Below are 16,495 nucleotides of genomic sequence, written 5' to 3'. Positions count from 1 at the left end.
TGGGATGTGACCGGATCACAACCAGCAGAACCTGCAACTGAATGTTATGAGACTGCAACATTTAATAATACGACTTGCTCGTGGGATGTAACTGGTAGTCAGCCTGCAGAACCTGCAACGGAATGTTATGAGACTGCAACGTTTAATAATACGACGTGTTCGTGGGATGTAACTGGTACGCAACCTGCAGAACCTGCAACAGAATGTTATGAAACGGCAACATTTAATAACACAACGTGTTCATGGGATATAACTGGATCACAACCAGCAGAACCTGCAACAGAATGTTATGAGACTGCAACGTTTAATAACACAACGTGTTCATGGGATGTGACCGGATCACAACCAGCAGAACCTGCAACTGAATGTTATGAAACGGCAACCTTTAACAATACGACTTGCTCGTGGGATGTTACTGGTAGTCAACCAGCAGAACCAGCAACAGAATGTTATGAAACAGCAACCTTTAATAATACGACTTGTTCGTGGGATGTCACTGGTACGCAACCTGCAGAACCTGCAACAGAATGTTATGAAACAGCAACCTTTAATAATACAACTTGCTCGTGGGATGTAACTGGTAGTCAGCCTGCAGAACCTGCAACGGAATGTTATGAGACTGCAACGTTTAATAATACGACGTGTTCATGGGATGTTACTGGTAATCAGCCTGCAGAACCTGCAACTGAATGTTATGAAACGGCAACGTTTAATAATACGACGTGTTCATGGGATGTAACTGGTAGTCAGCCTGCAGAACCTGCAACGGAATGTTATGAAACGGCAACATTTAACAATACAACGTGTTCATGGGATGTAACTGGTACGCAACCAGCAGAACCAGCAACGGAATGTTATGAAACGGCAACGTTTAATAATACGACGTGTTCATGGGATGTTACTGGTAATCAGCCTGCAGAACCTGCAACTGAATGTTATGAAACTGCAACGTTTAACAACACAACGTGTTCGTGGGATGTCACTGGATCACAACCAGCAGAACCTGCAACAGAATGTTATGAGACTGCAACGTTTAATAATACGACGTGTTCATGGGATGTTACTGGTAATCAGCCTGCAGAACCTGCAACTGAATGTTATGAAACGGCAACGTTTAATAATACGACGTGTTCATGGGATGTTACTGGTAATCAGCCTGCAGAACCTGCAACTGAATGTTATGAAACTGCAACGTTTAACAACACAACGTGTTCGTGGGATGTCACTGGATCACAACCAGCAGAACCTGCAACAGAATGTTATGAGACTGCAACCTTTAATAATACAACGTGTTCATGGGATGTAACTGGTAGTCAGCCAGCGGAACCTGCAACGGAATGTTATGAAACGGCAACATTTAATAACACGACGTGTTCATGGGATGTAACTGGTAGTCAGCCTGCAGAACCTGCAACAGAATGTTATGAGACTGCAACCTTTAACAATACGACGTGTTCTTGGGATGTCACTGGATCACAACCAGCAGAACCTGCAACAGAATGTTATGAGACTGCAACGTTTAACAATACAACGTGTTCATGGGATGTAACTGGTAGTCAGCCTGCAGAACCTGCAACGGAATGTTATGAAACGGCAACGTTTAATAATACAACGTGTTCATGGGATGTAACTGGTAGTCAACCAGCAGAACCTGCAACGGAATGTTATGAGACTGCAACGTTTAATAATACGACTTGTTCGTGGGATGTAACTGGATCACAACCAGCAGAACCTGCTACAGAATGTTATGAAACGGCAACATTTAATAATACGACCTGTTCGTGGGATGTAACTGGATCACAGCCAGCAGAACCAGCAACAGAATGTTATGAGACTGCAACGTTTAATAATACGACTTGTTCGTGGAATGTAACTGATAACGGAACAGGCATTATATACTATGCTGATACTGACAATGATGGTTTCGGTGATGCAGACAACTCAGTTATTGATTGTACACAACCTGTAGGATATGTTTTAGACAATACAGACTGTGATGACACTAATGATCAAATCTATCCTGGAGCTATAGAAATACCAGATAATGGAATAGATGAAGATTGTGATGGTATGGATGATAACACATTAGATACTGAAGATTTAAATAGTAGAGATGTTACAATTAAACCTAACCCGTTTAATACGACGATTACTATTAGCTTGCCTTTAAGTTTAAATGGGAATGCGTTTGAAATTAACATCTACGATTTAAATGGTAGAGTTGTTTACAAGAAAACAAAATCAAGTATTGATGGCTCTATAACTATTAATGACCTTGATAGACTTGAAGAAGCTCCTTACTTCATTAAAATATCGAGTAGAGTTAATGGTATCATTGTAACTAAAAAGCTAATTAAATATTAAAACAATAGCTTAATTAAAAAAAGGCCGAATTAAATAATTCGGCCTTTTTTTTTGTAACCAACTAAACTACAGGCAGTAACAAAACCTTCAATTTTAAATAAAAACAAAAAAAGAGATGTTTACAACTAACTGATAATCAGTAATTAAAAAATTATTGATGCATTTCATCGATTAAATTTGCATTTCATAGAGTTTAACAATAGATTTGTATCATAAATTTATTAGTCCCAAACTAAAATTTAACCGCTTATGAAAATTTCTACTACGCTTAGAAGGTATGCAATGGTATGTTGTATGCTTTTGTTTTCGAATTTTACTTTTTCACAAACTTCATATGTTGAAGTATCCGTTAATTGGCCAGCCTACTCTTCCGAAAATAGGGTTGAGATATACAATCCTAGTGGTGTATTAATAAGCACAATAGACAACGGGTTTACTGGAGGAGTTAATAATAGCTATTCAACAACGGTATCATTAGGATGTTTAGCAGATTTGAATAACTACTATATGATAATGTATGATACTTCCAATGATGGTTGGGATGGAGCAGATAATATTACTATAACTTCAGGTGGTTCAGTAGTTATTAATCAAAATGGAGATGCCGCTACATCTGGTGGTGCAGCCCCAGTCTTTTTTAACGTTTCAGGAGGATGTTCAGGTACTTGTTCCTCAACGGTATCTGGTTTTCCTTATAATGAAGGGTTTGAATCTGGATTAGGTTTATGGACTCAGGATACGGGTGATACCAATGACTGGGATTATAGGTCTGGTGGAACACCATCAAATAGTACAGGACCAAGTGGCGCTAATGGCGGAACTTACTACTACTTTACAGAAGGAAGTAACCCTAATTATAATGACACACATAACTTAGAAAGTCCTTGCTTTGATTTAACTGCGGCAGGTACAGCACAATTCTCTTTTTATTATCACATGTATGGTTCTGGAATGGGAAGTTTATACGTTGAACTAAGTACCAACAGTGGTCTTAGTTATCCAACAACATTATGGTCTCAAACGGGACAAGTTCAAACAAGTCATGGTCAAGCATGGAATTTAGTTAATTTGGATTTAACGAGTTATGTAGGACAGACAGTTATGATTCGTTTTAGGGGTCTAACTACGAATGATTACAGAAGTGATATGGCGATTGATGACATATCATTAACAACTACAGTAATATCTGGTCCAGAAATAGATGTACTAGGTAATGCAGTAAGTATAGTTGATGGAGATGTTACTCCCGATGTTTCTGACGATACCGATTTCGGTTCTGTTAACACAGCAGCAGGTACAAACGTAAATACATTTACAATTCAAAATATAGGTACAACTTCCCTATCAGTTGGAAGTGTTACGATAAGTGGAACAAATGCAGCAGATTTTTCAATAAGCTCTGCTCCTGCTTCATCTGTAGCTGCTTCAGGCAGTACAACTCTAGATATTACATTCAATCCAAGTGCAGATGGTCTAAGAACTGCTAACGTAAGTATCGTTAATGGTGATTCGAACGAAAACCCATATAATTTTAATATTCAGGGAACAGGTTTCACACCTGCACCAGAAATCGACATTCAAGGAAATTCAAACTCCATTACTGATGGCGATGCCTCTCCTTCAAGTTTAGATGATACTGACTTCGGAACTGTTGATATCGCTGGTGGAACAAACGTCAATACCTTTACAATAGAAAATACAGGAACTGCTAACTTAACCTTATCTGGGGCTTCCCCATATGTTACTATTGGCGGAACGAATGCTGCAGATTTTACGGTGACTACAATTCCTTCAAATTCAATTGCAGCAAGCGGAACTACAACTTTTGCCATTACTTTTGATCCAAGTGCTGTTGGAACGAGAACAGCTACAGTATCTATTGGTAACAACGATAGCGATGAAAACCCATATAACTTTAGTATACAAGGTACTGGTTTCATACCACCTCCTTGTGGAACCTATGCCATACACAGTGCAGATTTTGAAAGCGGATATGATGGATGGACGTCTGGAGGTGTAGATGCTACAAGATTCAATAGTACAACTTGGGCCTACGGAGGAGCATACTGTTTACAAATTAGAGATGACGATGCTACAGGTTCTGCCTCTTCAGTTATTTCTCCATTATTTGATTTTTCAAATTACAATAAAGTAGATTTTAAATTCTTCTTTAAACCCAACAGTATGGAAACCGGAGAAGATTTCTTCGTAGAATACAGTAGCGATGGTGGAACAAACTGGACGATAGTAGCCACATTTGTAAGTGGTATCGTAGCCAATAAAGATGCAGATTTTGAATCTTCGGGCAATATAGGGTACAGTAAAACAGTAACTCTAATGAGTACAGATTACACATTCCCTGTTGGTAACAATTCTCAATTTAGAGTGCGTTGTGATGCCAGTGCAGATAATGACCATGTCAATTTAGATGACATTGAAATTACAGGAGTATCCTATTGCACACCAACCGTAGCTCCAGGAGGTATAACTTCTAACCTAGATCTATGGTTAAAAGCAGATCAGGTTGATGGTACAACATATGCTTCAGATGGTTCATTAGTTAGCCTTTGGGCAGATAATGGAAAAGGAAACAATGCAGAAACTGTGGTTACAGGACAAGAACCTGTTTATAGAAATAGTGTTGCAAGAAATTTCAACTTTAACCCTGTAATTGATTTCGAAAACGATAATACGACAGCCAATAGAGATATGACCTATGTCATTAATGATGGAAGTCGAGACGAACTAAAAGGTACGGGTGGTTTCAATACCAACGATTTCTTTGTGGTAATAATGCCTGACCCTACCATTACTACAACCATGATTCCTTTAGATACGTTTACCAGTTCTGATCCAGCTGGTAACACCTTTACTGAAGATGTTACAGGATTTGGATATGGTGGCTATACGGCAAGATTTGAAAACGAAAGACTTTCTTACTGTATATCAACAACCAGCGAAACACCATCTAATCCAACAGAACAGGGTTATGGTAGAGCAGATACAAACTCAGGTACAGACTATAATCAAATTCATATTATCAACGTAAGACAAAATGCAGGAGATACTGACATGGAATTATATTTCAACGCCAATCAAGTTGGTAACGAAACTAATGATTTACCTCTATACAAAATGATTAATAATGGTCGTTACTGGTTAGGTAGAAGTCAGTACTGGAATGGTAGCTTTGATGGTAGAATTGCGGAAGTTATCACTTATGACTCAAGAAGAGCAGATGGAGATTTAACTCAAGAACGCAACAGAATACAATCCTACTTAGCCGTTAAATATGGTATCACATTAGGTGTTAATGGTACATCTCAAGATTATGTAAATAGTGATGGTAGTGTTATTTGGGATCAGTCTGCAAATGCTGGTTTCAACTATGATATTGCTGGTATTGGTAGAGATGATATTTCAGAATTAAATCAGAAACAATCTAGAAGTGTTAATGATGCCGCAGATGGAACTGGAAGAATTGAAGGTGTTCTCACAATGGGATTAACCGAAATTTACGACACCAATAGAGATAATATTGTGTCTAATGCCACAACATTTGATGATAAAGAATACCTCGTATGGGGAAATAATGGAGCCGACCTCAACTTAGCTGCATCAATGATTACTGTAAATATGAGTGCAGGTATTTCTCCTGCCCTAACTACTGATGTTTCATTTACAGCAATGCAACGTGTTTGGAAAGTTGTTGAAACGGGAGGTGATATCCCAACTGTAAAAGTAAGACTGCCTCAAGATGCTATTAGAAATATTACACCTCCAGGAAGTTACTATATGTTCATCTCAAATACAGGAGTTTTTGATCCTACGGCAGATTATAGAATTATGACTCCTGATGGTAATGGTAATCTTGAAACAGAATACGATTTTGACAATACGAAATTCATCACCTTTGGATATGCACCTCAAGTTATTGTTGAGCGTTCAGTATATTTTGATGGTTTGGTTGACTATGTAGATATGGAAGATGCGCTAGACCTTAACACTACTGAATTTACAATTTCAGCTTGGATAAAAAGAGATGCAGGTGATAGTGGAACAAAATCAATTATATCTAAAAGGGATGCAGCATTCTCAACAGGTTATGACTTTAGAATATTAAACGATAACAGAATACAAATGTTCTGGAAAAACGGTTCTAATCAAACCCTAACAACAGGAGCCGCTATTCCTGACGATGAATGGCATCATGTTGCAGCCATCTATAATGGCACCAGACTATTTTTATATATTGACGGTGTGCTTGATAATCAAGCAAATAGAACAGCTCCAATAGATACAGATGAGTCGTTCTATATTGCAGCCGCTGGTAAAAACACACCAACACAACACTTTAGAGGAAATATTGACGAAGTACGTGTTTGGGATACAGAACTTACTGTAGATCAATTACGTTTCATCATGAATCAAGAAATTGAAGATAATGCAGCATTTGTAGCTGGTAAAGAATTACCAACTACGATTACGAAAAACGATGTAGCAACCATTCCTTGGTCTGATTTAGCTGGTTACTATCCAATGTCTGTATATACCTATACAAATACTGAGGATGCTTCAGGTAATGGAAATCAAGGTGCATTACGAAACTTAGATACTGTAGACAGACAAACAGCTCCATTACCATATGAATCTCAAGGAAATGGTGATTGGACTACAGAAGCCACTTGGTTAAATAATACGGTTCAATCATTACCTAACGAATTATCAGTAGTGGATGGAACAACACCAATTGACTGGAATATTGTAAGAATAGGCCACAACGTAACTATTGACACTGAAATCGTTCTTGGAAGAGATCGTCAAGTATTAGGTTTATATGTAGATGCTGGTGAATTAACAGTTGATGGTGATAACGCAGATTCTGCTGCAGGAAATGGTTTAACTGTATCTCACTATTTAAAACTTGATGGGAAAATTGATTTAGAAGGTCAGTCTCAACTTGTTCAAACCGTTGGTAGTGATTTAGATCCAACCTCAACAGGTTCTCTAGAAAAAGATCAACAAGGTACAGCCGATTTATATACTTATAACTACTGGTCTACTCCTGTTGGAGAAATCAATGGTACTACAAACAACAACGCTTATACCGTTACAGATGTTATGTTTGATGGTGTTAACCCAATTAACTTTGTTAACTCTGGATATGATGGATCTGATGGTGCTATCATAAGCATTGCAGATTACTGGATTTGGAAATTTGCCAATCAGTTAGATGATGATTACTCAGCATGGCAGCATGTAAGACGTAACGGTACGCTTTTAGCTGGTGAAGGTTTCACAATGAAAGGACCTGGATCTGGTACTATAGTGGATCAACAAAACTATGTGTTCCTTGGAAAACCAAATAATGGTGACGTGAATTTAACCTTAAATGCGGGTAACGATTATTTAGTTGGAAATCCTTATGCTTCTGCAATTGACGCGAATCAGTTTATAACAGATAATGGACCAAACATTACTGGTGCTGGTGCAGATCCATTAATAAGTGGTACACTATATTTCTGGGAACATTGGGGAGGAGGATCTCATATACTTTCTGAATATCAGGGTGGATATGCAACCTATAATTTCTCTGGTGGTGTTGGAGCCCCTTCTTTAGGAACTAACGATCCAGATGTTGCTACAGGTGGAACTCCTACCAAACTTCCTGCACGTTATATCCCAGTAAGTCAAGGATTCTTTGTAGTTGGAGAAAGTACGGGTACAATTAACTTTAATAACGGTCAACGTGTCTATAGAAAAGAATCTACTGGAACGTCTGTATTTGTTAGAAATTCAAATTCTAATAATAGTGTTGCAGGAGCTGGTACGGAAGATATTGATGATCGTATGAAATTTAGAATTGGATTCAACTCTGTAAATACTATTCATAGACAGTTACTATTAACTATTGATGGTGCAACTACAATGGGATTTGATTGGGCATTTGATGCCAAAATCTATGACAATCAAATGGATGATTTATTCTGGATGATTGATGATGAAAAATACATCATTCAAGGTAGTAACTTGGCCGAAGAAAACACGATATATCCTTTAGGTATAAAAGTGAGTGACGATGGTCTAAATACGATTACAATTGATGATCTTGAAAATGTACCAGACGATATTGATATTTTTATTCATGACACTGAAGATGGTACATACCATAACCTACGTGAAGGTGATTTCCAATTCTTCCTTCCTGCAGGTGAATATTTAAATAGGTTTAAATTAACCTTTAGCGAAGGTGATTCGTTAAGTGTTGATGATGACGAATTGAAAACATTAGATGTTTTCTATAGCAATGACACAGAAAGCATTGTACTATTGAATCCTAATTTTATTGATGTGAAGTCCATTCAATTATTTAACATCATAGGACAAAATATTACGACAATTGAAAATATTTCAGAACTGGACTATTCTGAATACGAAGTTAAGAACCTGAGCACTGGAACTTACATCATTAAGATAAATACTTTAAGCGGTTTGTTATCGAAGAAAGTTTTGGTGAAATAAAATAGACCCAAATCTACCGTGATCTTAACTTAAAAACGGCCTCTCTCCTTTCGGATTGAGGCTTTTTTTTTATCTAATTAACTTATTTATTTTAATGCAGAAATGAGTGTGTCTAGTGTTATGGTTTCCTGTGCGCTAGAAGCCATATTCTTTAAAGTATAAGTATTATCTGCTAGTTCAGATTCTCCTACTAATACCACAAAAGGAATGTTGCGTTTGTTGGCATAATTAAATTGCTTAACTGTTTTCTTTTTATCTGGAAACAACTCGGCACTTATGTCGTTTTCGCGTAGCACTTTAATCGCCTTCATACTCGCCATACCTTCTGCTTCTCCAAAATTTATAAACATCACTTTCACTGTATTGGTAATGGTTTCAGGAAATAAATTAAGCTGTTCTAAAACCAGGGCAATGCGGTCTAAACCAAAACTAATACCAACACCACTCATATCTTTAAGTCCGAATATACCAGTTAAGTCATCATAACGACCTCCTCCACCTATCGATCCCATCTTCACACCTTCTGGAGCAGCAACTTCAAAAATAGCACCTGTATAATAATTAAGACCACGAGCTAAGGTGACATCTAACTGAAGTGTTGCTGTTTTTAGACCTAGAGCTTCGATACCCTTATTGATAAATTCTAATTCTTCGATACCTTGTCTTCCCTCTTCGGAAGTTTCCAAAATAGATTTTAGTTCTGTTACTTGAGCACCAAAATCTCCAGATAAAGAAAACAATGGTTGGAGCTTATCAATTCCTGATTGTGGAATGCCTTTGCCCAACATTTCTTCTTTAACCTTCTCCTCTCCTATTTTATCGAGTTTATCTAGAGCTACGGTAAAATCGATGAGCTTATCCTGAGCACCAATAACTTCGGCAATACCAGATAAGATTTTACGGTTATTGATTTTAATTGTCACACCATGTAAACCTAATGCTGTAAACACCGCATCATATAACTGCACAAACTCTACCTCTTGCCATAAAGAATTACTTCCTACAACATCGGCATCACATTGATAAAACTCTCTAAAACGTCCTTTTTGAGGCCTATCGGCTCTCCAAACAGGCTGGATTTGATAACGTTTAAACGGAAAGTCAATCTCATTTTGGTGTTGTACGACATATCTAGCAAAAGGAACAGTTAAATCGTATCTCAAAGCCTTTTCTGAAATATATGGTGTGAGCATACTTGAATTCTTGTCTAAATAATATTTATTATCCACTTTCGACAAATAATCCCCACTATTCAAAATCTTAAAAATCAAGCGATCACCTTCCTCTCCATATTTCCCCATTAAGGTACTGGAGTTTTCGAAACTTGGCGTTTCAATAGGTTGAAATCCAAAAGTTTCAAACGCGCTACGAATGGTACTAAAGATATAGTTACGTTTGGCCACGTCTTGTGGATTAAAATCTCTTGTGCCTTTTGGGATGCTCGGTTTTTGTGCCATATTACTTTCCGAAGTATCGGATCATTTAAAATTCTTATTCGTCACAAAAATATTATAAATTTTAGATGGATTAGAAAGTTATTTCAATTTTATAGTAACTTTATGGGTGTTTAGTAGTCTTACTATAAAACGTAACCAACTTTTTTAACGTAATCCTATGTTTTCATTAGTTAGAGAAAATATCCGAATTGCATTTGATTCTATACGAAGTCAATTGCTACGAACTATTCTTACCATTTTAATCATAGCCATTGGTATTACTGCCCTAGTTGGTATTTTAAGTGCTGTTTCGGCATTAGAAAACACCATCTCAAGTGATTTTTCTTCAATGGGAGCCAATACCTTTAATATTCAGCGTTATGAGTTTAACACGCAACGACGTGGCAATGAGGCTCGAAAAATAAACCCTGTGATTAATTACAGACAAGTTAAAGAGTTTGAAGAAGATTATGTGTTTCCGTATACTAAAACGTCTATCGCCTTTTTAGGGACGCGAACAGCAGAAATAAAATACGAAAATGAAAAAACCGATCCTGAGGTTCAAGTTTATGGTGTGAATGAACACTTTATTCAAAACTCTGGTTTGGAAGTTGAAACAGGTCGTGCACTAAATTATTTTGATGTTGAGAACAGTAATAGTGTTTGTGTTATAGGTAGTGATCTTCAAAAAGCATTATTAGCAGATGTTAATCCCATAAATAAAACCATAAGCGTTAGAGGCGCGAAATTTAAAGTCATTGGTGTTTTAAAAGAGAAAGGCTCTACATTTGGAAACAATCAGGATTTACGTGTGCTCATGCCACTTCAAAAAGCACGTACCATTTTTACCAATCCAAATATTAATTATAGTCTGAGTATCAAGGCTGAAAAAAAGGATATGCTTGAGGGCGCTCAAGATGAAGCTATTTTATTATTCAGAAACATTAGAGGACTCAATCCTGTGGAGGAGAACAATTTTGGAATAGAAAAAAGCGACGACTTAATTAATCGCGTTGGTGAAATGACATCTGTATTGAGCAAAATTGCTTGGGTGATTAGTGTGATTACTATTTTTGGATCTACAATAGCCCTTCTTAATATGATGTTAGTTTCTGTTACGGAACGTACTCGTGAAATTGGTGTGCGCAAATCATTAGGTGCTAAACGTCGTACCATTGCTTTTCAATTTTTTATTGAGACTATCATTATTGGGCAATTGGGTGGGCTTTTAGGTATTCTTTTAGGTATTCTTATTGGTTATATTTTTGCTGCTGCGGTCGACTTTAAATTCGTAATCCCTTGGGGAGCTATGATTTGGGCGAGCATTATTACTTTTGTAGTTGCAGTGATTTCTGGCTCTTATCCTGCAAATAAAGCAGCTAAACTCGATCCTGTTGAGTCATTGCGTTATGAGTAACGCTTAAGATAATCGAATGCTTTTTACGAAAATGAGAGTTGATAATTTTTAATCATCTTTGAATATATATAGGTTCGGTTATTCTATATCTATTAGTCTATGGAATTTAATATTAGAACAATGTTCGGGCTAGTTTAATAATTACTATTTATATTTATTACCCAGATATTATTAACATAGAACAACATTAAATGACGCTAACGCGAGATCATATAAAAAGTATAAATAGAGCGTTACATTATATCGAAAATCATCTTGAAAGTGACTTATCGTTAGATCAGATTTCGCAAATCGCCCATTATTCGCCATATCATTTTCATAGGATCTTTAAAGTATTTACTGGTGAAACTCTTAATAGTTACATTGCTAGAAAACGTGTAGAAAAGGCCTCTGCCGATTTATTACATCGTGAACATTTGACCATTTCAGAATTATCAACCCACTATGGATTTACAAGTCATTCGTCTTTTACAAGAGCATTTAAAAAATTCTATGGTGTGAGTCCGTCCAATTTCCGAAGCAGTAGTAAAGGAAAATATAGCAAGATTAGTCAAATGAAAAGCAAGAATGGGCAACCTATTACAACATTTGAAGATTATGTTTGTCATAACAATCAAAACAACGACTCGGTTATGACCTCAAACATTGAAGTAAAAACAATTAAAAACATCCATACGGCTGGAATTACTTGTATCGGAAAAACGCAAATAGCCCCCAGTTTTAATCGCTTGTTAGAATGGGCTGGACAGCAAGGTTTATTGCGTACACCAGATTTTAAGATGGCTACTATTTTTTATGACAGCTTCAAAATTACAGCACCAGACAAGGTTAGAATGTGTACCTGCTTATTAGTTGAGGCTCCAATAAAGCCTAGTGGTGAGATTATTTCGACAACATTGAATGGTGGATTATATATTAAAGCCCATTATATCATTGGTATTGATGCTTTTCCAACAACCTGGATGTATTTATTTAAATGGATGAATGACAATGGTTATAAAAAACGAAATGAACCACCTTTTGAAATCTATCATAACGATTTTAACGAGCATCCAGAAAAGAAATGTATTGTGGATATGTACATTCCTGTAGCTTAGACTTACTTGCTCACTAAATTTTCAAAATACTGATACAACTGTCCTTTGGTGATATTTGCTCCCTCTTGTATTAATTTAAATTTGTCTTGTCCTTTATCATCAGAATACTCTTTTTTCGCTGTAAAGAACTCAACCTCATCAGACATGAGATTATCCCTAAACCAAGTATAACCTTCATTTGTTGTAATGTCTATAGCTTCTTTTTTTACTTTAAGTGCAATGAGACGCATATGTTTATCAGTACAATGAAATAAGTGCATTTGCTGTGGTGAGATATGCTCTAAATACACCACTTTTGAAAGTACACCTTCCCAGATAAGATCACTAAAAACATCAAGTTCCTGCTCTGCCACTTCTGGCTTGTTAGCTTTGATATCTGTCCATTCAGCGGCTGTTATAGATTGGGTCGCTAGAAAATTGATGAACTCTTGATGTAACTCTTCAAATTGTTCTTTTGTAAGTCTTGAATACTTCATAGGATATTAAAAAAAATGCGCTCTTAAAATTAAGAGCGCAAATTTAATGAATTTATCTAGTATTTAGAAGATATATCGTACTCCAAATTGAGCTTGCCATCTTGAAGCTAAACTCGTATCGTAGCTAAATGTTTCTTGTAAATCTGAATTAAATGTATATGTTGGTACATTTGTACCTGGATCAACAACAACACCTAATGGTTGTACACTTATAGGCTGTTGAATAACACCCCAATCACTATTAATTAAGTTCCCAACGTTTAATACATCAATACTTAGTTGAATCGTATTCACTTTGTCTCCTGACACTTTAAAGTTAAAATCCTGAAGTAATTTAAGATCCCAACGACCTCTCCAAGGTGCTAATGCGCCATAACGTTCTGCATACTGACCTCTTCGATCACTTAAGTAATCATCTTGTTGAATATAAGCCTCAAAAGCCTCGGCTTGACCAGCACCAGAAAATTGCATTTGAGATATTTCACTTGCAGTTGGTATATACAAAAGGTCATTTAAGTTAGATCCATCTCCATTAAGGTCACCTCCATAGGTGTAGTTAAAACGACCACCACGAGCATATTCAAAAAATGTTGAAATCGTTGTTGACCATTTATCTTTACCATAAGTCCATTTCTTACTAGCAACACCAATAAATCTATGTGTATCGCCATATCTAGAGTAACTTAGCACATCGTCATTTACGTTTCCTAAAGCAGGATTAAATGCAAATGCATCTCCAGTAATTTCGGCCTCAATTGAATTGACATCCTTAGCATTTAAATAGCTATAAGCTAACATAGTGTACAAACCATTATCGAAAGATTTCTGAGCCTTTAGAGAGGCGTTCCAAATTCTACCCTTATCCGAATTTGTAAAAACGTAAGCATTGTTAATAATATCGTTAGATGTATAGATGGCTCTATTATCAACACCTGCCAAAGTTCCTGAAGGAGGTAATAATCCCCAGTTTTGTACATGAGCACCATTAATATCTTTGGTATAAGACACGTCTCCTGTTAATATTAAACCATTTTCGAATCTATAATCTGTACCAAGATTAGTTCTCCATACTTGTGGGAATTTATAATCTGGATCAACAGCTTGGTAAAAGAAAACGTTTGGATTTCCAATTTGGTTACCTAACCATACAAATGGGAAACGTCCTGTGAATAACCCAGAACCACCTCTAAGTTGTAATGATCGATCGCCTTTGACATCATAGTTAAATCCAACTCTTGGAGAAATTAACCAATCGCTATTTGGCATTTGTGTATTATCTAAAAATACTGTTTCGCCAGTATTAGGGTTGACATATGGAATATCTGGTGCATAACAACAAGCTACATCAATCACATCTTGAGCTTTTTCTGCACTATCAAAAAACAAAGGTTTATCAAAACGCACACCATAAGTTAATTTAAACTTTTCAGTAAGATTCCACTCATCCTGCATATAAAATGACATTTGCCCCACATTAGTTTCTGCCAATGCGAAACCTCCAACACCTCCAACAGGATTTGAAGATAAAGAAGCATGCGCAGCAATAGCTTGGTTGTACAGATCTTGTAACTGTCCAGAGTCTACTAAGTCTTGGAAGCCATCCATTGTTGTCGTTGGAAAGAACACCCCTTGCGCTCCATAAACGCCTAAATTAAACGAGTTGTCAAACTGAAATTTCTCAAAAGCAAAACCTATCGTATATGTATGATCTCCTTTAAAATAGTTCATATTGTTTGAAAACTGAAGCACCTTTTGGTCTAGTCTATTATTAATAGAAAACGGTTCATGTCCAGCAATAATATAATTAGAACCATCTTGTGTAATAGTAATGGTAGGTGCTGGAGTAGATAATGGATCTCTAAAATCATCAAAATGTGTAAATCCAAACTGAAACTTGTTTGAAACTTCATCAGAAAATGTAGAGTTTAACTCTAACTGAACAGATCTTATATTATTGTTAATTTCATAACCTGCATTTTCAAATTGTAATGTATTTGCACTCGGACCTCTAAATCCTAAGGCCGTTGGGTGTGCAGGCTTTTCTTTTGATGCATTTAGGAAATTATAAATTACAGCTAATCTGTTATTATCATTTATATTCCAATCTAATTTAATAATTCCTTTATTAGACTCGGCTGCGTAAGTAAAACCTTGATAAGCTCCAGGATTATATCCTATATCTAATAGTGCATTTTGAACTGCAATAAGATCAGATTCCAATACACGCGACTCATTAATAGCGCCACTACCTGTGTTTGGTGTCCAACCGTTACTTCCTAAATCGGTACGCTCATCCTTTTCAAAATTAGCAAAGAAGAACAGTTTATTTTTTACAATTGGTCCACCAATACTAAACCCGTATTGATTTTGTTCTAATTTCGGTTTTACTACATCCTCTCCTCTAACGGTTCCACCTGTAAGGTCTTCATTTCTAAAGAAGCCATAAACAGTACCATGAAATTCGTTGGTTCCACTCTTTGTTACCGCATTTACAGAAGCACCTGTAAAACCAGCTTGTGTAACATCATAAGGTGCTGTGCTCACCGTAATTTGGTCTATAGCGTCTATAGATATTGGTGTAGATTCTGTTTGACCACCTGGTTGAGCAGCATCAAGACCAAAAGGGTTATTAAAAATAGCACCATCTAAAGAGAAATTATTGAATTGGTCATTACGTCCACCGAATGAACCAGCACTGGCCGTTGGCTCCAACCTTGTAAAATCGTTTGTAGATCTTGTAATTGTGGGTAACCTTGTTAATTCACGCCTACCAACAGAAGTTTCAGCACCAGTTCTATCTGTGCTAAAGGTTCCAGTAGTAGAGCCCGTTATGACAACAGCGTCAAGTTGTTCGCTATCTGGTGTCATTTGCAAATCAATATTTTCGGTTTTACCTAATGTTAAGAACACATCATTAAACACCTGTTCTTTATATCCTACATAAGATATCGTAATGGTATAAGGCCCACCAACCCTCATATTAATAATGTTGTAACGACCATCGAAGTTTGTGGCTGCCCCATACTTTGTACCTGTTGGAGTATGAACGGCAACGACGTTAGCTCCAGGTAAGGGTTGGGCGCTTTCGTCTAAAATGACTCCTTTTAAATTAGATGTTGTAACCTGAGCAAAGCCCATAGTTATGAACATCAACATAAAAGTTGTAATGAGATGTTTTTTCAT

General features: G+C 36.6%; 7 protein-coding genes. 4 read left to right on the top strand and 3 right to left on the bottom strand.

Annotation, left to right across the window (positions count from 1 at the left end):
- A partial coding sequence (locus Q0787_RS17570; protein ID WP_298904324.1) for a T9SS type A sorting domain-containing protein occupies positions 1-2,364 on the top strand: 2,364 nt, incomplete at its 5' end.
- Positions 2,365-2,613: 249 nt separating this feature from the next.
- Positions 2,614-8,886: a choice-of-anchor D domain-containing protein gene (locus tag Q0787_RS17565; RefSeq protein ID WP_298904322.1), complete on the top strand. Its 6,273-nt coding sequence runs from the start codon at positions 2,614-2,616 to the stop codon at positions 8,884-8,886.
- 86 nt (positions 8,887-8,972) lie between these two features.
- On the opposite strand, the gene hisS is transcribed toward Q0787_RS17565, so the two are convergent.
- Positions 8,973-10,343 (bottom strand): histidine--tRNA ligase, encoded by a 1,371-nt coding sequence (gene hisS / locus Q0787_RS17560; protein ID WP_298904320.1) that lies wholly within the window; start codon positions 10,341-10,343, stop codon positions 8,973-8,975.
- A 157-nt stretch (positions 10,344-10,500) separates the two neighbouring features.
- Between hisS and Q0787_RS17555 the strand changes: the two genes are divergently transcribed.
- The gene (locus Q0787_RS17555) at positions 10,501-11,739 is read left to right on the top strand and encodes an ABC transporter permease (protein WP_298904318.1); all 1,239 of its coding nucleotides are present in this window, start codon (positions 10,501-10,503) and stop codon (positions 11,737-11,739) included.
- A gap of 191 nt (positions 11,740-11,930) precedes the next feature.
- Positions 11,931-12,836, top strand: coding sequence for a GyrI-like domain-containing protein (locus Q0787_RS17550; RefSeq protein WP_298904316.1), 906 nt, complete (start codon positions 11,931-11,933; stop codon positions 12,834-12,836).
- Between the two features lie 2 nt (positions 12,837-12,838).
- Here Q0787_RS17550 and Q0787_RS17545 read toward each other — a convergent pair whose 3' ends face one another.
- Together Q0787_RS17545 and Q0787_RS17540 are read right to left on the bottom strand one after the other, a co-directional pair.
- Positions 12,839-13,312, bottom strand: a complete 474-nt coding sequence (locus Q0787_RS17545; RefSeq protein ID WP_298904314.1) for a DUF6495 family protein — start codon at positions 13,310-13,312, stop codon at positions 12,839-12,841.
- Positions 13,313-13,375: 63 nt separating this feature from the next.
- Positions 13,376-16,495, bottom strand: a complete 3,120-nt coding sequence (locus Q0787_RS17540) for a carboxypeptidase regulatory-like domain-containing protein (RefSeq protein ID WP_298904312.1) — start codon at positions 16,493-16,495, stop codon at positions 13,376-13,378.

The organism is uncultured Psychroserpens sp. (genome assembly GCF_947492715.1).
Lineage (GTDB): Bacteria > Bacteroidota > Bacteroidia > Flavobacteriales > Flavobacteriaceae > Psychroserpens.
Note: the sequence above shows the minus strand (reverse complement) of the source record. Positions and strands in the feature narration are given on the sequence as shown.